Below are 22,496 nucleotides of genomic sequence, written 5' to 3' on the forward strand. Positions count from 1 at the left end.
TACCCGCTTAGTCAGGAAAAACGAAACCCCCGACCATCAAACCACCAGGTCAAACTGTCAATATGAAACTAATCACACCAAAATGAGCCAACTCAGGTTAAATAAGTCACACTGGAATGACCCAAGTCAGGTTAAAATTTGAGGTGCCGTGCACACAATCAAAAACCACAAAAGACACCCTCCACCATCAGCTATGGATGGTGGAGGGTGCCTTGAGGTAGCAGAGCTAGCGCACTAGTTCCGGGAGGGTTTTACTTCTCTTCGGCTGCTGCTTCTTCTGCTGCGGTGTCCTCAGCTACGGCCTCGGACTCGGTGTCCTCTGCTGTGGTGGCATCGGATGCCTTGACAGCAGCTGCCTCGGTTGCCTGGGAAGCTTCCTTGGCAACGGTTGGCTCTAGAACCAGGGAAATCTGGGACATAGCAGCGTTGTCGCCGCGACGGTTCTCCAGCTTGATGGTGCGGGTGTAGCCACCCTCACGGCCTTCGAACTTTGGTGCCAGTTCGTTGAACAGGTGTGCAACAACATCCTTGTGAGGGATGAGCTTAAGCACCTGGCGGCGGTCGGCAACAGTGCCAGCCTTAGCCTTGGTGATGATCTTTTCGACGTAGGGGCGAAGCATCTTCGCTTTAGCGTCGGTGGTCTTGATTGCGCCGTGCTCGATCAGGTTAGCTGCCAAGTTACTCAGCAGGTGAGCCTGCTGCTTGGCGGAGCCGCCGAGACGGGCACCCTTCTTAGGGGTAGGCATAATGTACTCCTCGTGTGCTGTTTAAATAATGAGCGCGTGTGTTGGTTGTTTACTCGGACTCGTCCGCAGACGGATCCTTGAAGTCACCGGTTTCTGCGTCGTAACCCTCAAGCTGCGTTGGGTCAAAGTCCTCAGGAGTGCCCTTGAGGCTCAGGCCCAAGTTGTTGAGCTTGATCTTTACCTCATTGATCGACTTCTGACCAAAGTTGCGGATATCCAGCAAATCCGACTCGGTGCACTCAGCGAGCTCACCGACGGTGTGGATTTCCTGACGCTTCAGGCAGTTGTACGAGCGTACGGAGAAGTTCAGATCCTCAATTGGCGTGCTGTAGGCAGCAATGTATTCGGTCTCCTGTGGGGAGGGGCCAATTTCAATGCCTTCTGCAGCAGTGTTGAGCTCACGGGCAAGGCCAAAGAGTTCAACCAGGGTGCCACCGGCGGAAGCCAGGGCATCACGGGCGGAAATTGAGTTTTTGGTCTCAACGTCAATGACCAGCTTGTCAAAGTCGGTGCGCTGCTCAACACGAGTAGCCTCAACTTTGTAGGACACCTTGAGCACTGGGGAGTAAATCTGGTCCACAGGAATGCGGCCAATCTCACCAGAGGTAGGTGCTGCTGGAACGTAGCCGCGGCCACGCTCAACGATGAGTTCCATTTCCAGCTTGGCATCATCATTCAAGGTAGCAATGTGCAGATCCGGGTTGTGGATCTCCACGCCAGCCGGTGGCTGGATGTCAGCGCCGGTGATAACACCTGCGCCTTGCTTGCTGAGGTACATCACTACTGGCTCATCAGAGTCAGAAGAAAGTACCAAGCCCTTGATGTTCAAGATGATTTCAGAAACATCTTCTTTCACACCGGAGACGGTGGTGAACTCATGCAGGACGCCGTCAATCTTGATTGACGTTACCGCTGCGCCCGGGATGGACGACAGCAGGGTGCGGCGCAGTGAGTTACCAAGGGTGTATCCAAAGCCGGGCTCCAAAGGTTCAATGGTGAACTTGGACCGCGCTTCATCGATAACTTCTTCGGTGAGCTTAGGACGCTGGGAAATGAGCATGTAACTTCTCCTTGTCGGCGACCACTATTTGACGCCGGTAGAGGGTGAATAAAGGATTTAGACGAATGAAACCGTCCGGAAGAATCCGGTTGATTACTTCGAGTAAAGTTCGACGATGAGCTGCTCCTGCAGCGGAATGTCGATCTGAGCGCGCTCGGGCAGCTGGTGCACGAGGATGCGCAGGGTGTCAGGAACTACCTGGAGCCATGCCGGAACAACGGCATCTACTAGGCGGTCTTGAGCGTCTTCAAACCACTCCATCTTCTTGGAACGGTCACGAACATCAATGATGTCGTACTGGGTTACCTTGAAGGAAGGAACGTTGGTCTTCTTGCCGTTAACGGTGAAGTGACCGTGGGAAACAAGCTGACGTGCCTGACGGCGGGTGTTTGCCAGACCTGCGCGGTAAACCACGTTGTCTAGACGGGTCTCTAGCAAGACAACCAGGTTGTCACCGGTTTTGCCCGGGAGGCGGTTAGCCTCTGCGTAGTACTTACGGAACTGACGCTCTAGGACGCCGTAGGTGTACTTAGCCTTCTGCTTTTCCTGCAGCTGGAGCAAGTACTCCGATTCCTTGATGCGGTTGCGTCCTGCCTGCCCTGGTGGGTAAGGGCGGCGTTCAAATGCCATGTCTCCGCCGACTAGGTCTACGCGCAGACGGCGGGAAATACGAGTTGCTGGGCCGGTATAACGAGCCATATTACTTTACCTCTATCCTTTCTGTCTGCTTAAACCGAGCGACGCTTCTTGGGGCGGCAGCCGTTGTGTGCCTGTGGGGTCGCGTCCGTGATTGAGGAAACCTCAAGACCTGCAGCCTGCAGGGAACGGATAGCGGTCTCACGGCCGGAGCCTGGGCCCTTGACAAAGACGTCAACCTTCTTCATCCCGTGATCCATTGCCTTGCGGGCAGCGGACTCAGCAGCCATCTGCGCTGCGAACGGGGTGGACTTACGGGAACCCTTGAAGCCAACGTGGCCCGAGGATGCCCAAGCAATAACAGCACCGGAAGGGTCCGCGATGGACACGATGGTGTTGTTGAAGGTGGACTTGATGTAAGCGTGGCCTGCGGCCACGTTCTTCTTGACGGCGCGACGACCAGTGCGACGTGCGCCGGGGCGAGCTTTAGTAGCCATTGATTACTTCTTCTTTCCTGCGATCGTCTTCTTCGGGCCCTTACGGGTACGAGCGTTGGTCTTGGTGCGCTGACCACGGACTGGCAGACCACGACGGTGGCGCAGACCCTGGTAGGAACCAATTTCAATCTTGCGGCGAATATCAGCCTGTACCTGGCGGCGGAGGTCACCCTCAACCTTCCAGGTGTTTTCGATAACTTCGCGCAACGCCGTCAACTGCTCATCAGTGAGGTTGTCGGTACGCAGGTCAGGAGAGATACCGGTCTTTTCCAGTAGCTCAGCGGAACGGGTTGCACCAATTCCGTAAATGTAGGTAAGTGCGATCTCCATGCGCTTGTTGCGGGGAAGATCAACACCAGCTAGACGTGCCATGTGGCTTGTCCTTTCGGGTTGTTACGGTGGTTTTCTCCCCATCCGTCCCACACCACGAAATCACTTCGCCCGGACCGTGCCGGGAAACGTTGGGAATTCGTACGTTGGTGTAGGCTCCAGCCACCGTAGCCGGAGGTTCCTGTAGGCAGCGCGGTATCAACCGCACAGCTAGAGGGTGAGGAGGCTTGTCTTTTTACTTGTAGCGGTAGACGATGCGTCCGCGGGTCAAGTCATAAGGAGACAGCTCTACAGCCACGCGATCCTCTGGGAGAATGCGGATGTAGTGCTGACGCATCTTGCCCGAAATATGAGCAAGAACCTTGTGTCCGTTGTCGAGCTCGACACGGAACATTGCGTTTGGCAAGGGCTCAATAATTTTGCCCTCAACCTCAATAGCGCCTTCCTTAGCCATAACCTCTACTTTTCTAGGTCACTTTTACGTGTGACCTGCATACTTGTTGTCTACCGTATGGTGTACTCCACGCACTGTTAGTACAGAGCGCGCACACCAAAGCACTACAATACTGCAACGACACGCAAAAACCAAATAATCCCAGCGCACCGCCGTAGCGGGGCTGGGACATCAGCTAAGGAATCAAACGTCTGAGACGCAGGAGGCAGGCCTTAGTAAATGAAAACCTTGTCACCAATCTGGACGTTGTTCCAGTAGTAGACGGCGTCCTGATGTGTCAGGTGAATACAGCCAGCGGAATCAATGTACGGCGAGCCCTCATGGAAGGCGTGGCCGTTGTTGGTGAAGTAGATGGAATAAGGCATAGGCGCGTTATTGAACGGGATGGAGATTTCATCCTTAACCTTGCGAACCACCGGGAAGGTGCCGCGGGGGGTTGCCTGGCCAGGCTTACCGGAAGAGATGCGGGCTACGGAGTATTGCACCTTGCCGTCCCCGTCCTGGACCCAAGTGCGGTGCCCGTCAATGTCCACGCACACGCGGGCGTCAGCCGGGCAAGGGCCAAAGTTGAAACCGCTAGCGCGGCGCTCAGCCTCTTTCTTCCGAGCGGCTTCCTCAGCAGCACGGCGAGCGGCCTCCTCAGCTGCCCGGCGTGCCTCCTCAGCCTTGCGGGTAGCAAGACCCGGGAAGAAGGCGTCAACGGCACCGTCAACAACGCTTTCCAATGCCGGCGCGACAGCTGGATTGTTTAGCCCCTCAATCTGCTTACGGAGATCATTGCGGGTATTCCAGGCGGCGTCTTGGTCAAGCCCCAGGAGCTGGCCAATACCGCCTTGGGAGGAGCTACCAAAGTTGTTGTCCTGCGCAACGGCAGCAGGAGCGGAGACAGCCAGGGTGGCACCCAGCGCTAGAGTGGCTACCGAAGCCTTGAAGAATTTTAGAGACATAGCAAACAGTCTAAACCTAGTGATGTCAAAAATGCTAGTTAGTGACGCTATTTACGGGGAGTGAGGATCCTTGGGCCGTTGGCCGTTGCAGCCACAGTGTGCTCCCAGTGGGAGGCCCAAGAGTTATCGGTGGTAACAACCGTCCATTCATCGCGCAGCACCTTGTTGTCCTCAGTGCCCAAGGTCAGCATGGGTTCAATGGCAAGCACAGAGCCGTCCTGAAGGACAGGACCGCGGCCCGGTTTACCCTCATTAGACAGGTAGGGCTCCATGTGCATCTCACGGCCAATACCGTGCCCGCCGTAGCCGTCAACAATAAAAAGCTCCACACCAAACTTTTCTTCGGCGTCGTAGGTGGCTACCTCCAGCGCATGGGAGACATCGGTAAGCCGATTGCCGGGAACCATGGCCTTGATGCCCTGATCAAGGACCCAGGACGTGGCATCGTTAAGAGCCTGCACCTCCGGGGAGAGCTGCCCGATACCAAAGCTCCACGCGGAGTCCCCTACCCAACCGTCAAGGGTGGCACCGCAATCCACGGAGAACAGATCCCCTTCCTTGAGCACCGTCTCCCGGCTGGGAATGCCGTGAACAATGACCTCATTGACGGAGGCACAGATACTACCGGGGAAGCCGCCATAGCCCTTAAAGGTAGGGATGGCACCGCAATCCCGGATGGTTTGCTCCGCCAACTGGTCTAGCTCCAACGTAGAAACCCCAGGCTTGGCGGCGGCCTTGACAGCCTGCAACGTCTTTCCCACGATTTCCCCGGCGGCCTGCATGGCGTCAAGCTCACCTGCGGTCTTAGCCGGAATCTTCTTTACTCTTCGTGCCACGTGTGTCCTATCCCTTTCATGCCAAAAGGCGCCGGAATACCAGCGCCTTTGGGTGATGTTTTAAAAAAATTACTTGCCCATAGCCTGCAGGGTGCGTTCGTTGATTTCCTCAACGCTGCCCTCAGCCTTGACCGGCAAAATGATGTCCCCGTAATGCTCGATGAGCGGGTGGGTTTCATCACGGTACACACCCAGGCGGGTGCGGATGGTTTCCTCATTGTCATCTGCACGGCCGCGGGAAAGCATACGCTCAACCACCACGTCCTCAGAAACCTCAAAGTTGACCACGCCATCTAGCTTGGTGCCCTTGTTGGCAAGAAGCTTCTCCAGGATCTCAGCCTGCTCCACAGTGCGGGGGAAACCGTCAAGCAAGAATCCGTCTTGTGCGTCTTCTTGGCTTAGGCGGTCTTCCACCATGCGGGCGGTGACATCCGTTGGTACCAGCTTGCCGGCGTCAATATAAGACTTGGCTTCCTTGCCCAGCGGGGTTCCTTCACCGATGTTGGCGCGGAACAAGTCACCAGTGGAGATGTGAGGGATACCCAGCTTTTCGCTGAGAATTGCTGCCTGGGTGCCTTTGCCCGCACCGGGAGGGCCTAGTAGTACGTAACGCATTACTTCAGTAGTCCTTCGTAGTTGGATTGTAGGAGCTGGGATTCAATCTGCTTCACCGTAGTCAGGGCCACGGAAACCATAATCAAAATTGCGGTACCGCCAAAGGCAGAGGAGCCGGTAGCCGACTGCGCGCCAACACCCAAATCCAGCAGGATATTAGGCAGGATGGCGATACAAGCCAAGTATAGCGAGCCAACAAACAACAGGCGGTTCATTACAAAACCTAGGTACTCTGCAGTGGGGCGGCCCGGGCGGATGCCGGGGATAAAGCCGCCGTAGCGCTTCATGTTGTCCGCCTGCTCTACGGGATCGTACTGAACGGAGACGTAGAAGAAGGAGAAGAAGATGGTCAGCGCGAAGTAAGTAGCAATGTACTGCCAGGACGTAGGCGACTGCAGGTGGGCAATCACATTGCGCATCCACCAGTTGTCCGGAACCGTGGCGGAGCCAGAGTTCACAATCTGGGTGATAAGCACCGGCATGTAAATCAGGGAGGACGCGAAGATCACCGGGATAACGCCGGCCTGGTTGACCTTAAGCGGCAAGTAGGTGGAGGAACCACCGTACTGGCGGCGGCCCACCATACGCTTGGCGTACTGCACCGGAATGCGGCGCTGGCCCTGCTCAATGAAGGTAATACCAATCACCAAGGCAATCAGCCCGGCGATGACCATAGCCAGCACCAAGCCACCATTGTTTTGGTAGATGTTGACGCCGTCAGTAGGCATGCGGGTAGCAATACCGGCGAAGATCATCAAAGACATACCGTTGCCGATACCCTTTTCGGTGATGAGCTCACCCATCCACATAACCAACACAGCGCCCGAAGTCATGGTAAGAACCAGGATGATGAGCGTGAAGATATTGCGGTCTGGGTCTAGCACCTCTACGCCCTGGCCCAGCAGCTGCTGGCGGTCAGCCAGAGCCACGATGCCAGAGGACTGCAGCAGCGCCAGCGCCACCGTGAGGTAGCGGGTGTACTGCGTCATCTTGGACTGGCCGGACTGGCCTTCCTTCTTTAGCTCCTCAAAGTGGGGAATGACCACTGTGAGCAGCTGCACGATGATGGACGCCGTGATGTAGGGCATGATGCCGATGGCAAAGATAGACAACTGCAGCAAGGCCCCACCTGAGAACAGGTTGATGACCGAGTACAAGTTGCCTGACTCTTCTGTGAGCTCACGCAGACGCCCTGCAATAGACGCGTAGTCCACGCCTGGTGATGGAACTTGTGCACCCATACGGTACAAAATGACAATCAACAGGGTGAACAGGATCTTCTTACGCAGATCCGCGTCCTTGAAAGCCTGGATAATAGCGGACACTTAAAAATCCTCCTGGCCTACCAACACTGCACATTTTCAGACAGTGCGTGGAGGTGGTTAACTCATTAGCTTGCTTGGAAAGCGATTCTCTCCAAGAAGCAGCTGAACATATATGACCCCACTACTCTACCAGTAGTGGGGTGCCTACCCTAAACAGACCTTAGAAACCCACCTAGACCACGACTAGCACCACGGCTGGCGGTGACTAAGGTCTAAGGGTTAAGGCGTGTGCTTAGGAACTTAGCTGAAGCGAACCCATCAGGTCACGGCCAGTAATAACACGCGCGCCCACTGGGTTATCCAGGGTAACGACAGCTGATGCCAGGGCAGCCTCCCTCGTGCAGGGACCGTCCGTGCCGGGAAGCGCGCCCGTGAACAGTTTGATGTTTACAGTCGTGGCGGTTTCCGCGACCTCTGTCCGGATACCAACACACGATGGGGTGCCCGCCTGGAAGAAAATCCGCACCTGCTTTCCACCATCAAGCACCTCGTGGGAAGTCCAGGTAAGCCGCCGCTCCCCCTCCAAATCATCCCGGGAGGTCCAGTCATTCACGCGCGGGGACTGGCCCACACTAGAGGAGTCAGCAGCAGAACTACTGCCTTGATCTTGCGAGACACCGACGGAGATACCAATGACCCCCGCCAGAGCTATGAGGATGCCCAGCACACCGGCAATAAGTTCCTGCGGTGCGGGGACCCGCCCCAGAAGCTTCTTGAAAATTGTTGGATCGATCACGTTATGTATTCCTTCCTCTATCGGACAAACTTAGGTCTTACTGCTGCGGGCAGAACCGCCAATATCCGGCCCCGGAAAGGGGCCCAGCGCACCTGTCTGAGGTCATTACATCCCCTGAAGCAGTGTTAACTAAAGTATAGCTACTGCCACCACATCCGTTACCCCCCCCTGAAAGCACCCCCAAACGGGGATAAACCCACATCAACAGGGCCGGGCCGCCGGGACTACCAGGCGTTGGCAGGTGAGGCTGGCTGGGCGGTTCGGCGGCTTGGTGGGCGGGCGGCGGGCAGTTTCGAGGGGACGCAAAACCCCACCTCTTCCCGGAGGGAAAAGGTGGGGCTTAGGTAGAAAAGAAGAAAGAATTACTTCTTGGTGGCGGTGGTGGTGCCACCGGCAGCTTCAATCTTTTCAACTGCAGACTTAGAGAACTTGTCAGCGGTAACGTTCAGCTTAACGCTGATGTCACCGTTGCCCAGTACCTTCACAGGCTGCTTCGCACGGACTAGGCCGGCTGCCACGATGTCAGCAACTTTTACGTCGCCGCCCTGTGGGAAAGCCTCAGCCAGGTCAGAGACGTTGACAACCTGGAATACTACGTGGTTTGGGTTCTTGAAGCCCTTGAGCTTAGGCAGACGCATGTGAATAGGCATCTGGCCACCTTCGAAGGCGGCAGAAACCTGACGGCGTGCCTTGGTACCTTTGGTACCGCGGCCAGCGGTCTTACCTTTGGATGCCTCACCGCGGCCAACGCGGGTCTTGGACTTCTTAGCGCCCGGAGCTGGACGCAGGTCATGGAGCTTAATAATGTCAGCCATGTTTTACTCCCCTGCCACTTCTTCGACGGTGACCAGGTGACGCACCTTCTGCACCATTCCGCGAATGATTGGGGTGTCCTGCTTTACAACAGTGTGCCCAATACGCTTGAGGCCAAGAGCCTCAATATTCTTGCGGTGTACAGGCTTGGTGGCCACTAGGCCTTTTACCTGAGTAATTTTCAGAGCCATTGTTATGCCTCCTGACCTGCGCGCTTGCGCAGCATTTGGGCTGGTGCGATCTCTTCGACGGTCTTGCCACGGCGTGCAGCGACCTCTTCAGGGCGAACCAGCTGTTTGAGGCCATCCACGGTAGCGCGGACGACGTTGAGAGCGTTGTCGGAGCCCAAGGACTTCGACAGGATGTCCTGTACGCCAGCGCATTCCAGCACTGGGCGGACAGCACCACCAGCAATAACACCGGTACCAGGAGCGGCAGGCTTCATCATAACGATGCCGGCTGCGTCGCGACCCTGGACTGGGTGGGTGATGGTGCCAGCAATCATCGGAACGCGGAAGAAGTTCTTGCGAGCTTCTTCGGAGCCCTTCTGAATTGCGGCGGGTACTTCCTTGGCCTTTCCGTAGCCAATTCCAACCAGGCCCTGGCCGTCGCCTACCACTACTAGAGCGGTGAAGGACATGTTACGGCCACCCTTGACGGTCTTAGAGACACGGTTGATGGTAACTACGCGCTCGATGTACTTGTCGCGCTCAGCGTCTTGCTGGTTGCGACCGCCACCACGACGGCCGTCGCGGCCACCGTTGCGGTTGTTGTTGTTGCCGTTGTTGTTGTTACGGCCATTGTTCTCGGCGGAGCGTCCGCCGTCACGCTGTTCACGGTCCGACATTAGGCGTTCCTTCCGTTGATGTTTCCGTTTGCGATAATCATTAGAACTTCAGGCCACCTTCACGGGCAGCGTCAGCCAGAGCGGCAACGCGACCATGGTACTTGTAGCCTGCGCGGTCGAATACGACCTGCTCGATGCCAGCGGCCTTAGCGCGCTCAGCAATCAGTTCGCCAACTTTGGTAGCCTTTGCCTTCTTGTCGCCCTCAAGTGCGCGGACGTCTGCTTCCATGGAGGAGGCAGAAACCAAGGTGTGGCCCGCCAGATCATCAATGATCTGAACGTGCATGTGGCGGGAGCTACGGTGCACGACCAAACGTGGGGACTCAGGAGTTCCACGGAGGGTCTTGCGGATACGGAAGTGGCGGCGTGCACGTGCCTCACGGCGACGTGAGGAGATGTCCTTGCCGACCGGGGTGCGCTTGGTGTTTTCAGTGTTTGCCATTGCTTACTTACCCGTCTTTCCGACCTTGCGGCGGACCTGCTCACCGGCGTAACGAATGCCCTTGCCCTTGTAAGGATCATCCTTACGAAGGCGGCGAATGTTAGCGGCGACCTGTCCGACTAGTTGCTTGTCAATACCGGTGACGGACAGCTTGGTGTTGCCGTCAACGGCGAAGGTGATTCCCTCTGGTGCCTCAATGAGGACCGGGTGGGAATAGCCCAAAGCGAACTCCAGGTCTTTACCCTTTTGCTGGACACGGTAGCCGACACCGAAGATTTCCATCTTCACGGTGTAGCCCTCGGTGACGCCGACAACTGCGTTGTTGAGCAGTGAACGGGTCAAACCGTGCAGAGCGCGGCTCTTGCGGTGCTCGTCCGGACGGACTGCGCGCAAGATGCCATCTTCCAGCTCTGCCGTGATAGGCGCAGGCATGGTGACATTCTGGGTGCCCTTTGGACCTTTTACTTCTACGTCCTGGCCGTTGATGTTGATCTCAACGCCGGAAGGGACGGTGATTGGTGCTAGACCGATTCGTGACATAAGTCAATACCTCCCTTTACCAGACGTAGGCGAGAACTTCTCCGCCTACGCCCTTTTCCTGTGCCTGACGGTCGGTCAGCAGACCCTGAGACGTGGAGATGATAGCCACGCCCAGGCCGCCGAGGACCTTTGGCAATTCGGTGGATTTTGCGTAAATACGCAGACCCGGCTTGGATACACGGCGCAGACCGGACAGTGAGCGCTCACGAGCGTTGTACTTCAGCTCGATAGTCAGCTCACGGCCTTCGACGGTGTAATTTACGATGTAGCCTTCCTGCTTCAAGATCTCAGCGATGTTCGCCTTGATCTTGGAGGTAGGCATGGACACGGTGTCATGGTGCGCATGGTTTGCATTGCGCACACGCGACAGCATGTCAGCGATTGGATCAGTCATGGTCATGGTTTATGTGACCGTATACCTTTCTCATTGCGGTTCCTGCGCCCCAGCGAAAGCTGACGCGCGCCAGTATTCCGGCGCCACCCAAGCGTTGTCCGTGTGATTTCGGGCCACTCATCGCTCCAAACGGTCAATACCGCAGGGGCTCGCTGCCCTTTGATGCATACATCGGTCCGCTGATTCGGGCGGAAGGCCTACAACAAAGTAGTAGTTTTAAATTCTTACATGAATTCACCCCGTAGCCAGCGCAAAAGCAACTGACTTAAACCGGGCATGAGTCCAAGCGGAAACTATACACGCCCACCTGCGGTTTTCCAAATCCCAGCCAAGGTGCACCCGCGAGCGCCCACCGTTGGAGGCCCCGCCCCGTACAATGACCCTATGCCAAAAGACCCCCAAGCCATCACCACCGCCAACGCCTGGTTAAAGGAAATCTCCACCACGCTGAACCTGGACCCGCAGGAAGCCACCGAACTCACCGGGGAACTTCTTGAGCTCACACGCGAGGTGGCCCACAACCGCACCCGCCCGGGTGCGCCCCTAACCGCCTTCCTGGTGGGCCTGGCCTCCCGCGATCTTGACGATGCCCGCGCCAACATCGCCGCCATCAGGAAGCTGATATAGATGGCGGGGCGCAAGAACGCGACCTTCGCCGTGACCAAGGTTCACTTCCCCGGCGGGCCGGAAGCCCGCCCTAGCGTGGATACCCGCGCTGATACCGTGGCCGGGGAACAACCCTTAGAGATCCGCTCCGGCGGGACAACCATCACCACCACCATGCGCACCCCGGGCCACGACATTGAGCTTGCCCACGGGTTCTTGTACTCAGAGAGCCATATCCGGCAGGCTGCAGACATCACCGAGGCCCGTTACTGCGCCGGCGCCACCGTGGACGGCAAGAATACCTACAACCTCCTGGACGTGGACTTTGCCCGCACGGGCGTCATCAGCGCCAGTGACCTCAGACTCACCGTCACCAACTCCGCTTGCGGGGTGTGTGGCACCTCTTCCATCGAAGCCCTGGAGAAAAAGCGCCCCTACCCCATCCCGGAGATCCCGGTTGACCCCCAGCTGGTGGTGGGGCTGCCCGGGAAACTCCGCGAACACCAGAGGGAATTCCGCCGCACCGGGGGAATCCACGCCGCCGGGGCCTTCACCTTAGATGGTGAACTTGTGGTTGCGCGCGAGGACATTGGCCGGCACAATGCGGCGGATAAAGTCATTGGCCACCTGCTGTTGGAAGGGCGCCTCCCCGCAGACGACTTGGTTTTGGTAATGAGCTCCCGCGCTTCCTTTGAGCTGGTCCAAAAAGCCGCCATGGCGGGTTTCGGAATGCTGGTGACCGTCTCTGCCGCCAGCTCTTTGGCGGTGGAAACCGCCAGGGCCACCGGCATGGCCCTGGTGGGGTTCGCGCGTGAGGACCGGTTTAATCTCTACTCCGGCCAGCTCAAGGACTAGAAACCCAAGCTACCCCGTCCCGGGTTGGGCAGCACACAAACAAGGCGGCTCCCACGCTGCGGTGGGGCCGCCCAAAAATATCACGCCTTAGCCGATGGCGGATTTAGACGAAGATAGCCGCAGCCTTAACCGCCGTCTGAAAAAGCCCAAAAGCCAAAGACCCGCCTATGAACAAGCCCAACACCAAGGACGCGGCCGCGTGCAGGAAACCGGAGTTGCCCTTGACCTGGCCGGCCGCCTGCGCGGTTGTTTCCGCGTCAATTACCGTTTGTCGGTCCGCGTCCGCCTTTGCTTTCACCGAGGCCGGGTCTTCAAAGAAACGCTCAGACACCGGACGGACCAGCAGGTCCGCTACAAATCCCACGGCCAAGAGCCCGCACATAATAAATAGCGAAAGCTGGTAGAGCGATTGGCCTTCCAAGCCCTTGTCCGCTTGGGATTCCACCACGGTGTTAACAATCAGCGGTCCGGCAATTCCGGCTGCAGACCACGCAGTGAGCAACCGACCGTGAATGGCGCCCACCTGGTACACGCCAAAAAGGTCTTTGAGGTAGGCGGGAATAGTGGAGAAACCTCCGCCGTAGAAGGACAGGATAACCATGGCGGCCAGGATGAACAGCGCCACGTTGGCGGAAAATACCGTGGCCACGCCCAGGTAGAGCGCCAGGCCCAAGCCCAGATACAGAAGATAGATATTCTTGCGGCCGATATAGTCCGAAACCGTAGACCACACAAAACGGCCACCCATGTTGGTCAAGGACAACAGGCCCACAAAGCCCGCCGCGGCGCCGGCGGTAATGGCCGGGAAGTAGTCCTGGATCATCGGGGCGGCGTTTTCCAAAATGCCAATACCTGCGGTGACGTTACAAAACAACACTACCCACAGCAGCCAGAATTGCGGGGTCTTAATGGCGTTATTCGCAGCTACGTTGCCGGCGGTTTGCATAGCTTTTGGCCTTGCAGCGGCAGCGTCATAGCCATCCGGTGCCCAATCCGGGTGAGGAAGGCGGATGGCATAAGCGCCCAACGCGATGACCACTAGGTACAAAACGCCCAGGGTCAAAAACGTGGGCTCCAACCCGGCCGCCAAGTGGGACAGGTCCTTGCCGCCGCCGTAGAAGCTCATCAAAGTATTTGACGCGGGTGAGGCAATCAACGCGCCGCCACCAAATCCCATGATGGCCATGCCCGTGGCCAGACCCGGGCGGTCTGGGAACCATTTCATCAGGGTGGACACCGGGGAGATATAGCCTATCCCCAGGCCAATCCCGCCCAGGAAGCCGTAGCCTAGGTAAACCAACCACAGCTGGCCCCAGCTGATTCCCAGCGTGGCCACAAAGAAACCCAGCACCCAAAACACACCGGCGACCGCCATGGACACGCGCGGACCCACTTTTTCCACCCACGTTCCCATGAACGCGGAAGACAGCCCCAGCATGGCAATGGCCAGAGAGAAGATCCACCCAACGGAGACCTCCCCTACGCCGAAGCTTTCCATCAACGGCCGCTTGAATACGCTAAAGGCGTAGACCTGGCCAATGGACAGGTGGATGGCAAGCGCGGCAGGCGGGATAAACCACCGGTTAAATTGTTTGGGCGCAATGATTGCGCCCCGGGAGAAAAAAGACATGAGTGAGCACCTTTTGGGTTAAATAGGCCAGAAAATTCTCCCTTATATTAACCCACGCTGCGGGAACGCCCAACATAGTGCGGTGGCCCCTCTTGCCAGGAAATGGAAAAAATCCGGCCCCCAGAGGGTGACCGGATTTATTCTTGCCTAAAGCTTTCTTGGTTAAAGCTCAGTGCTTACTTCTTGAACGGGAAGCCCAGTTCCTTAAGAAGTGCGCGACCTTCATCATCGTTGGACGCGGTGGTAACCACGGTGATGTCCATACCACGAGGACGGTCGACCTTGTCGATGTCAATCTCGTAGAACATGGTCTGCTCAGCTAGGCCAAAGGTGTAGTTGCCGTGGCCATCGAACTGACGGTCAGACAGACCACGGAAGTCACGAATACGTGGCAGCGCGATGGTCAGCAGGCGGTCCAGGAATTCCCACATGCGGTCGCCACGCAGGGTGACGCGGGCGCCGATGGGCATACCCTCACGCAGTTTGAAGTTTGCAATGGACTTGCGTGCGCGACGCAGCTGTGGCTTCTGGCCGGTGATTGCGGTCAGATCTTCCAGGGCACCGTTGATGACCTTGGAGTCACGTGCGGCTTCGCCGACGCCCATGTTGACAACAACCTTGGTTACGCCAGGCACCTGCATGACGTTGTCAAAGTTGAACTCATCCATGAGGTTCTTGCGGATTTCCTCGCGGTAGCGAGTCTTGAGACGAGGGGTGTAATTTTCGCTCATGATTAGATGTCCTTCCCGTTGCTACGCGCGATACGGACTTTCTTGCCGTTTTCATCGAAACGGTAGCCCACGCGGGTCGGCTTTCCATCGGAGTCCACGATAGCCACGTTGGACACGTGGATTGGAGCTTCCTGGGTAACAATTCCGCCGGACTCAGCGCCACGCTCAGGGGCGGAGTTTGCGACGTGCTTCTTGATGCGGTTTACGCCCTCAACGAGGACGCGCTCGCGCTTCGGGTAAGCCTCAATGACCTTACCCTGAGCGCCCTTATCTTTTCCGGAGATTACGACAACCATGTCGCCCTTATGGATCTTCATAAGTTAAATCACCTCCGGTGCAAGAGAAACAATCTTCATGAACTTCTTGTCGCGCAGTTCACGAGCAACTGGGCCGAAGATACGGGTACCACGTGGCTCGGAGTCATTCTTGAGAATAACTGCTGCGTTTTCGTCGAAGCGGATGTAGGAACCGTCAGGACGACGGGTTTCCTTCTTGGTGCGGACGATGACGGCACGAATGACCTCACCTTCCTTTACGTTGCCACCTGGGACAGCGTCTTTGACAGTGGCAACAATGGTGTCACCAATGCCAGCGAAGCGACGTACGGAGCCTCCGAGAACGCGGATGCACAGGATTTCCCGTGCACCGGAGTTGTCGGCGACGCGCAGACGCGATTCTTGCTGAATCACTATGGGTCTCCTTGACCTGGATTGATGTGTGAGAAGATTTCCGGCCTTATCACACGCGGTCTATGTACATGTTGCCTGCTAGTACGCAGAAAACTCCACGCACAGTGGTTCGGAAACGCACCACTTCTGTTTCACAAGCAACCCCAGCATTCAACCATATTTTGACCAGACCACCAAATCCCCCTGTGCACCCGCCTGGGTTTGCACGACGTTGGATCCTTCCTATCAAACCAATGCCCCGCAATACTCCGCCATCACAGCGCGGGTGACGATTCCCGCCATGGCCCCTCCCTATTTTATTTCCGCAAGCTCTTAGCAGCGCCTTCACCGCTATCTTCCCTCTTCCCCAGTTACTTTCAGCGCCGAAGTAGCTTCGAATACATCACTGGTTTGCGAAAACAAACCTAAAAAGGGATTTTTTACGCCCTTTTCGTCCCGGCTCACTATAAACGGGGGTGGCCCAACCGCAGCCCGCTGCCTGGCAGCAACAAAACTTTTCCCATCTGGCTTGGCAAACTTTTGACCTTTACTGCCCCATGCGCCACGCCAGGCTGGAAGAATGGAGGCGTGAGTGAAACCTTAAAGCAATTGGAGCGGCTACGCGCCGGTCTGAACGCGGTTACCTACCCGGGTGACGCGGACCGGGCGCGTGCGCTGGCCAACCAGCTAGATGACTACATTATCCCGCGCCTGAAAGACGTGGACGCCCCACTACTGGCAGTAGTGGGCGGGTCCACGGGCGCGGGCAAGTCCACCCTGGTGAACTCGGTGGTCGGTGCGGAAGTCACCGCGTCCGGGGTGATTAGACCCACCACCCGCCAGCCTTCGCTCATCGCGCACCCCGCAGACATCGAGTTTTTCAACTCCCCGCGCGTACTTCCCGGCCTGCCGCGTGAGCACGGCGCGCCCAACCCGCAAGCACTGAGCCTGCGGATTGTGGAATCCGCCCTCATCCCGGCGGGTCTGGCGCTGATTGACGCCCCGGACTTTGACTCCATTGATGACACCAACCGCCAATTAGCCAGCCAGTTGCTGGCCGCAGCGGACCTATGGGTTTTCGTCACCACGCCATCCCGCTACGCGGATAACGTGGTATGGAACTTCCTCGATGACGCCGCTGGTCGCAATATAGAGGTGGTGGTGATCCTCAACCGCGTGGACGAGCAAGCTGCCGCCACCGTCCCGGATGACCTGCGCCGCATGTTGGCGGATAAGGGCCTTGACGCGCGGCTGTTCGTGGTGCCTTTCCACCCGGACCCGCCACTGCCGGTGGAAGAAATTAGGGCCTTCCTGCACGGCCTGGCTAAGGACGCGGCCGCCCGGCGGGAGATTTCACTCAAGACCGTAGCGGGCGCGCTCCAACAGCTGGTGGCCGGCACGGAGGATCTGGCGCACGCGCATGATCTGCGCACCGAACGCGCCAGCCAGCTAGGTGAGGCCTTTGATGATGCCTACCGGCGCTCGGTCACCCACGTCACCGACGCGACATCGGACGGCAATTTGCTGCGCACGGAGGTCATGGCCAGGTGGCAGGACTTCGTGGGGACATCGGACGTGTTCCGCTCGGTGGACCGCTGGTTTTCCACTACCCGCGACCGCCTGGGCTCCTTTTTCACCGGCAAGCCCGCCCCGGTGCGCGAGGTGGAAACCGAAATTGAAACCGGCCTGCACGCAGTAATTGTGGACGCCGCCCACACCGCCGCCGCCCGCGCGTGGTCCTACCTTGGCGCGCAAGCACCGCAGCTACGGGAGGCCGCGCCTTCCGAACTCGCCCACGCCGGAGATGACATCTCCGAGCGCGCCGCCGCATTGGTGCGCCAGTGGCAGGCGGATTTGGTTCGCTATATAGAGGACAACGCCGCGTCCAAGCGCAAGACCGCACGCCTGGCCTCTTTGGGGCTCAACGCCGTGACGGTAGCGCTGATGATTGTGGTTTTTGCTTCCACTGCCGGGCTTACCGGCGGGGAAATTGCCATTGCGGGCGGCTCCGCGGTGGTGGGCCAAAAGTTGCTGGAAACAATCTTTGGGGAGGAGGCCGTGCGGCAGATGGCCAAGCAGGCCAGGCAAGACCTAGACGCCCGCGTCACCGCGCTCATGGCGGAAGAACGCGCCCGGTTTGACCACATCGCCCAGGGCCTAACCGCCGGAACTACTGCGGCCGAGCTGCGCGAATCCGGCGCGGCCGCTCTGCAGGAGGTCGGAGATGTCTAAGCTCAACCAACGCCTGGAAGCCTTAGACCGCGCCGCGCAGTCGCAGTACCTGTCTGATACCGACCGCGCCACGATTGCCAAGGTGCAGTCCCAGGCAACCGCCCGGCGCGCCTTGTCTGCGGAGCACACCGTGGTGGGATTCTTGGGCGCTACTGGGTCCGGCAAGACCAGCTTGTTTAACGCGGTGGTGGGCGAGGATCTAGGTGCTTCCTCCCCGCGGCGGCCTACTACGTCCTCGCCTTTGGCCGCGGTGTGGCACCCGGAAGGCTCCGCGGAGCTGCTGGACTGGTTGGGCGTGGAGGACCGCCGCAACCGCCCGGGGGATTTTGCGCCCCAGGCAGGCCCGCTAATCCTCCTTGATCTGCCGGATTTTGACTCCGTGGAGGCCTCCAACCGGGAGATTGCCACACGCCTAGCCGGCCAGGTGGACGTGCTGGTGTGGGTCACTGACCCGGAGAAGTACGCCGATAAAATCATTCACCAGGATTTCATCGCGCCCCACGCGGCGCACTCTGCAGTCACCCTGGCGGTGCTCAACAAGGCCGATAAGCTCAAAGCTGCCGATATCCCGGTGGTCACCGAATCCCTAGCCGGCTTACTGCGCGAAGATGGGTTGAAGAAGGTGTCCGTCATTGCTACCTCGGCGGTGCGCGGCGAGGGCATTGCGGAACTCAAGCGTGCGATTGCCAAGGTGGCCGCCAAGAATAACGCCCTGAACTCCCGGATTGCCGCTGACTTGGACGCGCTGGCCGCTAAGTTCGCGGCTGGCAAGGCCGGGTGGCCGGGCCAGGAGTTAGCGCGGGTGGGCGGTGCCGGCAGCCTAGACCGGGCCAAGAAGGACCTTGATACCCACCTGGCGCAGGCCGCCGGTGCGCAACGCCTAGCCGCGGCCACTGCGGCGGCCTACCGTAAACGCCTGGGGCAGACCACCGGGTGGCTGCTGACTTCCTGGATGCTGCGGTTTAGGCCAGATCCGCTGCGCCGCTTTGGTCTGAAGGAGACCCGCGACACCGCCGGGGTGCACCGTTCTTCCCTGCCGGAGCTGGACGCCTCCGGCAAGGCGGTGTCCAACCAGGCGGTGCGTGCGTACGCCACGCACGCCGCCGCCGGGTTGCCCGCGCCGTGGGCCAACGCCATTGCTGAGCGGGCGGAAGCTATTGCGGCCCATCTGCCCGAAGAACTTGACCGCGCCGCCGCGCGCACCAAGCTCCCGGCGCAGCCGTCCAAGGCCTGGGGAATTATGACGTTTGTCCAGTGGCTGGCGCTACTGACTGCACTGGTGGGCGTGTTGTGGTACTTGGCCGTTGCTTTTATCCCCGGCGCGCTGCACCCACTGCTGGGGGATAACCTAGTTCCTAAGATTGAGGGCTGGCCTTATCCCACGCTGCTTATCCTGGGAGGCCTGCTCCTGGGGGTTGTCCTGGGCCTGGTCACCGCGGCCTTCGGCGGGGTGATCGGCGCCAGTATCAGGGCCCGCACCCGGCGCGCGCTACGCAGGGAGATAGCGGCCATCTCCGCTGCGGAGGTCACCCAGCCGCTGGGGGCCATCCGGCAGGATTACCTGGACTTTAGCCAGTCTATTCGCAGCGCCGGTTAGCCCTGCACTGACCTTGCTTGCTTGCTTGCTTGGACCTAACCAGCAGGAGCTAGAAGCCTGCGGATGATGGCTGGAAGATTAACTACCAGTAACGGAATTGGTCAGTTAAACGCTAAATACTACTAGCAACCGTTGCAGGCGTTGGCGTAAAGAGCTTGTAGCGGTGTATAGACTGCAACTTAACAAGCTGGATAAAACCTGAAACAATACCCAGGTATCTTTAACTTTATTTCGTTCCCTCTAAACCTGAAAGGTCTAGTCTCAATAGTGAATAAGACACTCAACCGGAAAGCCCTGGCAGCCACCACCGTGCTGGCGCTGGGTTCCGCAACCTTAGTAGCACCGCAAGGCACCGGCTTTGCTCCTGAAGCTAAAGCACAATTAATCTGCGCTTCCCCATCCGCGCCTCTTGGTGGGGCCAGTGCACAGGGCACGTTGACCTCTGCTGGTCAATGGAAACAAAACGTGGTTGCCTCCACGGACCGCGCCGAGGTTTTCCCGGGAGATACTTTCATCTACCGCGTCCAGCTGGGGTCCACCTATAGCTGGACCTCCTTCGGGCGCTTGGCGGTCAACCTGCCAGAGGGCATGAGCGTGGTGAAAACCACCAACCCTTACAGCGACTACTGCGGCTTTAGTGACCTCACTAACTCCGCCTACCCGGAGTACCAAGGTGACAAGACCGGGGTGTGGTCTGTGGCCTCCAACACCGCTTTGGTGGGTAACAAGGAGTTCCGCCAGGTGGACTTCCACATCAAAGTCGCTGAGGACGCCACTGTTCCCAGCACCCATTCGCTTGGTCTAGGCCTGCAGGTTGGACCGACCATTGGTGCAAAACAAAGCGCCGAAAACCCCAACTTTGGCCCCACAATCCGGGTCAACCCCCGGCAAGCCTCTCTTGAACTAAGCGGCGACCGCGTGATTTCTACCAGCGGGGAGGCCACCATTGAGGCGCGCCTGAACCCCGCGCAGGCCCAAGGCCGGGTGTTTTTCTCCATCGCTGGACGCGATGAAGAAGTACCGGTGGACGTAGTAAACGGCAAAGCCGTCTGGCGCACTCCCAGCCCAGATGGGCAAAACTTCACTGTTAAGGCCCGCTACGTTTCCACCAACGGCTTTGGGGAAACGGATGTGCAGTCACTGCCCGTAGAGGTCACGGCCACCCAGACCACCGTTACCCTAGACCACCCCGCCCGGGTAGAGGCTGAGTCCCCAGCTATCCTTTCCGCACGCCTGGCACCGCCCAATGCTAGGGGTTCAATAACTTTCACCTGGACCACGCACAACGGGTCCAAAACGCAGTCTCGAACCGTTAGGCCGGACGAGCTAGGCAACGCCGCCATTGAGGTGGAGTTCCCCACCCAGGGCGTGGAAAAGCTCAGCGCGCAGTTTATTCCGGATCCTGATAGCCCCGTAGCCGCGTCCCCGGTCCGCTACTCCGAGATCAACGTAGGCCAGGTAGGAGGCGCGCAAAGCAAGCAGTCTCACGTGACCCTAACGGCTCCTACCTCCGGGATCCCGGACAGCCCGCTAGAGCTGCAGGCACAAGTCACCCCATCTGATGCCCGTGGCCAGGTGGAGTTCTACATTGGTGATACCCAGCTTGGAACCGCACCGGTTATCAACGGCCAGGCCTCACAAACTTGGACGCCCACTGCCACCGGCAACATGGCGGTAAAAGCGAAATTTGTGCCTGAATCAGCACACTTGCCTAGTGAATCCCAGGCCACGTATGTCACCATCACGCCGGAGCGTTCAGTAATCCAGTCCCTGAAGGTTGATTCCCAGGCCACGTTGTTCAAGCCCGTGCGGGTTACCGCCGTGGTCCAGCAAGCTGACGCGGAGGGCGTGGTGCGTTTCTACATGGGCCGCAACCCCAGCAGTGATCCGCAACCTAGCGAAGACAAAGCTGATAAGACCATCATCGACGTGCCGGTGGTAGACACCGTGGCCAGCACCACTAGCGCAGTGTTCGCCCAAACCGGTGAATCCGTGCCTGTCTACGCGGTATTTATTCCCAAAGAAGGCTCCAAGTACGCCCGTTCTGAGGCCAAGGTAGCCCATTCCAAGGTCACTGTTCCGCAAGCCAAGGCACCCAAGAGCGGCGCAGTTAGCTTTGACAACATCAGTGTGAGCCTGGAATCTGAAGACCGGGTTTACCGCGCGGGGGACCAGATCCAGGTCCGCGTGCACCTGGAAAACCACGAGTCCATTATGAACGGGTTTACCTATGTCAATGAGGTTGGCCTGTACGCGCCCAAGGGCTTTGAGTTTATTTCCGTGGGCGGCACCGATGTCAGCGGCACGGTGAAAGCCCAGGAATCGCTGGTGGATAAAAACAACACCCGCTACACCGGATTCCGGTTGACCAAGTCCAACGTGCCTTCCAACGCTTTCCCGGACTCCGGTTACCGGGATTTCACGGTCACCTACCGGGTTACCGACGCCGCCGTGACCGGCACACCCAGCAAGTTTGAGGTGGCCGTCAACCTCTACGGCGGCGGGGACGCCTCCAAGGAGGGTGAAGTCACCTGGGTTGGCAAGACCATCCAGGCTATCTCCAATGTTGCTGGTTCCTTTGCCGGCGATATCTGGGGCAAGCTGATCAAGTCAGCCGGCACCGGCATTGGTGGCTTTATCAAGGGCCGCAAACGCACGAACCTTGGCCCCCGGACGGCGGAATCCATGCCGGTTACAGTGGCCGGGACTTCAGGTACCGGAAACCCCAACCCACCCATTGACAAGATTGAGGAAGAACCTGGATCCAGCGATATGCCGGAGTGGCAGCAATTCCTCATCGCGGTGGTATCTTCCTTCGCGGCTATAGGACTCATTGCGGCCGCGCTGTTTAGCTTCATCCGCAACCCGGACTTCATCAAGCAGTTCAACCTTCCGCCGCTGCCCAAGCTACCGTTCTAGGCACCCGGCTTCTAACCCACCATTTCTTCCAAACCCATCA

At 58.3% G+C, this 22,496-nt stretch carries 26 protein-coding genes; 5 read left to right on the top strand and 21 right to left on the bottom strand.

Going from position 1 to position 22,496, the window contains the following annotated elements:
* Positions 1-251: 251 nt before the first annotated feature.
* From rplQ to rpsH, 17 genes are all read right to left on the bottom strand, one after another.
* Complete coding sequence (gene rplQ / locus F4V58_RS09760; protein ID WP_075735537.1) at positions 252-746, bottom strand: 50S ribosomal protein L17; 495 nt, start codon at positions 744-746, stop codon at positions 252-254.
* Positions 747-795: 49 nt separating this feature from the next.
* Positions 796-1,806 carry a DNA-directed RNA polymerase subunit alpha gene (locus F4V58_RS09765; RefSeq protein WP_075735539.1) on the bottom strand — a complete coding sequence of 337 codons (1,011 nt, stop codon included), beginning with the start codon at positions 1,804-1,806 and terminating at the stop codon, positions 796-798.
* 93 nt (positions 1,807-1,899) lie between these two features.
* Positions 1,900-2,505, bottom strand: a complete 606-nt coding sequence (gene rpsD, locus F4V58_RS09770; RefSeq protein WP_075735541.1) for a 30S ribosomal protein S4 — start codon at positions 2,503-2,505, stop codon at positions 1,900-1,902.
* 29 nt (positions 2,506-2,534) lie between these two features.
* On the bottom strand, positions 2,535-2,939 hold the full coding sequence (rpsK, locus tag F4V58_RS09775) for a 30S ribosomal protein S11 (RefSeq protein ID WP_075735543.1): 405 nt from the start codon (positions 2,937-2,939) through the stop codon (positions 2,535-2,537).
* A gap of 3 nt (positions 2,940-2,942) precedes the next feature.
* Positions 2,943-3,311 (bottom strand): 30S ribosomal protein S13, encoded by a 369-nt coding sequence (rpsM, locus tag F4V58_RS09780; RefSeq protein ID WP_075735545.1) that lies wholly within the window; start codon positions 3,309-3,311, stop codon positions 2,943-2,945.
* A gap of 193 nt (positions 3,312-3,504) precedes the next feature.
* A complete protein-coding gene (gene infA, locus F4V58_RS09785) occupies positions 3,505-3,723 on the bottom strand; it encodes a translation initiation factor IF-1 (protein ID WP_075735547.1) in 219 nt (72 codons plus the stop codon).
* 212 nt (positions 3,724-3,935) lie between these two features.
* Complete coding sequence (locus F4V58_RS09790) at positions 3,936-4,670, bottom strand: L,D-transpeptidase (RefSeq protein WP_075735549.1); 735 nt, start codon at positions 4,668-4,670, stop codon at positions 3,936-3,938.
* A 47-nt stretch (positions 4,671-4,717) separates the two neighbouring features.
* Positions 4,718-5,506: a type I methionyl aminopeptidase gene (gene map, locus F4V58_RS09795; RefSeq protein WP_075735551.1), complete on the bottom strand. Its 789-nt coding sequence runs from the start codon at positions 5,504-5,506 to the stop codon at positions 4,718-4,720.
* Between the two features lie 69 nt (positions 5,507-5,575).
* Positions 5,576-6,121 (bottom strand): adenylate kinase, encoded by a 546-nt coding sequence (locus F4V58_RS09800; protein WP_075735553.1) that lies wholly within the window; start codon positions 6,119-6,121, stop codon positions 5,576-5,578.
* Positions 6,121-7,446 (bottom strand): preprotein translocase subunit SecY, encoded by a 1,326-nt coding sequence (gene secY, locus F4V58_RS09805; protein WP_075735555.1) that lies wholly within the window; start codon positions 7,444-7,446, stop codon positions 6,121-6,123. The genes F4V58_RS09800 and secY overlap by 1 nt, the downstream gene beginning before the upstream one ends.
* A gap of 232 nt (positions 7,447-7,678) precedes the next feature.
* Complete coding sequence (locus tag F4V58_RS09810; protein WP_084559761.1) at positions 7,679-8,182, bottom strand: hypothetical protein; 504 nt, start codon at positions 8,180-8,182, stop codon at positions 7,679-7,681.
* A 362-nt stretch (positions 8,183-8,544) separates the two neighbouring features.
* Complete coding sequence (gene rplO, locus F4V58_RS09815; RefSeq protein WP_075735557.1) at positions 8,545-8,997, bottom strand: 50S ribosomal protein L15; 453 nt, start codon at positions 8,995-8,997, stop codon at positions 8,545-8,547.
* Between the two features lie 3 nt (positions 8,998-9,000).
* On the bottom strand, positions 9,001-9,186 hold the full coding sequence (gene rpmD / locus F4V58_RS09820; RefSeq protein ID WP_075735559.1) for a 50S ribosomal protein L30: 186 nt from the start codon (positions 9,184-9,186) through the stop codon (positions 9,001-9,003).
* A 2-nt stretch (positions 9,187-9,188) separates the two neighbouring features.
* Positions 9,189-9,842: a 30S ribosomal protein S5 gene (rpsE, locus tag F4V58_RS09825; protein ID WP_075735561.1), complete on the bottom strand. Its 654-nt coding sequence runs from the start codon at positions 9,840-9,842 to the stop codon at positions 9,189-9,191.
* Positions 9,843-9,882: 40 nt separating this feature from the next.
* Positions 9,883-10,284, bottom strand: a complete 402-nt coding sequence (gene rplR, locus F4V58_RS09830; RefSeq protein ID WP_075735563.1) for a 50S ribosomal protein L18 — start codon at positions 10,282-10,284, stop codon at positions 9,883-9,885.
* 3 nt (positions 10,285-10,287) lie between these two features.
* On the bottom strand, positions 10,288-10,824 hold the full coding sequence (gene rplF / locus F4V58_RS09835) for a 50S ribosomal protein L6 (protein ID WP_075735565.1): 537 nt from the start codon (positions 10,822-10,824) through the stop codon (positions 10,288-10,290).
* A gap of 16 nt (positions 10,825-10,840) precedes the next feature.
* Positions 10,841-11,224 carry a 30S ribosomal protein S8 gene (rpsH, locus tag F4V58_RS09840; RefSeq protein ID WP_075735567.1) on the bottom strand — a complete coding sequence of 128 codons (384 nt, stop codon included), beginning with the start codon at positions 11,222-11,224 and terminating at the stop codon, positions 10,841-10,843.
* A gap of 378 nt (positions 11,225-11,602) precedes the next feature.
* Between rpsH and F4V58_RS09845 the strand changes: the two genes are divergently transcribed.
* Entirely contained in the window at positions 11,603-11,845 is a 243-nt protein-coding gene (locus tag F4V58_RS09845) for a DUF6457 domain-containing protein (protein WP_075735569.1), read from the top strand.
* Positions 11,846-12,679 (top strand): formate dehydrogenase accessory sulfurtransferase FdhD, encoded by an 834-nt coding sequence (fdhD, locus tag F4V58_RS09850; RefSeq protein ID WP_075735571.1) that lies wholly within the window; start codon positions 11,846-11,848, stop codon positions 12,677-12,679.
* A gap of 103 nt (positions 12,680-12,782) precedes the next feature.
* On the opposite strand, the gene F4V58_RS09855 is transcribed toward fdhD, so the two are convergent.
* The 4 genes from F4V58_RS09855 to rplN form a co-directional block, all read right to left on the bottom strand.
* Complete coding sequence (locus F4V58_RS09855; RefSeq protein WP_075735573.1) at positions 12,783-14,309, bottom strand: L-lactate MFS transporter; 1,527 nt, start codon at positions 14,307-14,309, stop codon at positions 12,783-12,785.
* Between the two features lie 176 nt (positions 14,310-14,485).
* Complete coding sequence (gene rplE / locus F4V58_RS09860; protein WP_075735575.1) at positions 14,486-15,040, bottom strand: 50S ribosomal protein L5; 555 nt, start codon at positions 15,038-15,040, stop codon at positions 14,486-14,488.
* Between the two features lie 2 nt (positions 15,041-15,042).
* A complete protein-coding gene (rplX, locus tag F4V58_RS09865; protein ID WP_075735577.1) occupies positions 15,043-15,357 on the bottom strand; it encodes a 50S ribosomal protein L24 in 315 nt (104 codons plus the stop codon).
* A 3-nt stretch (positions 15,358-15,360) separates the two neighbouring features.
* Positions 15,361-15,729, bottom strand: coding sequence for a 50S ribosomal protein L14 (gene rplN, locus F4V58_RS09870; RefSeq protein ID WP_075735579.1), 369 nt, complete (start codon positions 15,727-15,729; stop codon positions 15,361-15,363).
* Between the two features lie 567 nt (positions 15,730-16,296).
* Between rplN and F4V58_RS09875 the strand changes: the two genes are divergently transcribed.
* The 3 genes from F4V58_RS09875 to F4V58_RS09885 all read left to right on the top strand — a co-directional run bounded on the left by F4V58_RS09875 (position 16,297) and on the right by F4V58_RS09885 (position 22,456).
* Complete coding sequence (locus tag F4V58_RS09875) at positions 16,297-17,940, top strand: GTPase family protein (RefSeq protein WP_075735581.1); 1,644 nt, start codon at positions 16,297-16,299, stop codon at positions 17,938-17,940.
* On the top strand, positions 17,933-19,537 hold the full coding sequence (locus F4V58_RS09880) for a GTPase (protein WP_075735583.1): 1,605 nt from the start codon (positions 17,933-17,935) through the stop codon (positions 19,535-19,537). The genes F4V58_RS09875 and F4V58_RS09880 overlap by 8 nt, the downstream gene beginning before the upstream one ends.
* A 267-nt stretch (positions 19,538-19,804) precedes the next feature.
* Entirely contained in the window at positions 19,805-22,456 is a 2,652-nt protein-coding gene (locus F4V58_RS09885) for an Ig-like domain-containing protein (RefSeq protein WP_075735585.1), read from the top strand.
* The last annotated feature ends 40 nt before the right edge of the window (positions 22,457-22,496 follow it).

This window comes from Corynebacterium phocae, from assembly GCF_008693075.1.
GTDB classification, from domain to species: Bacteria; Actinomycetota; Actinomycetes; order Mycobacteriales; family Mycobacteriaceae; genus Corynebacterium; species Corynebacterium phocae.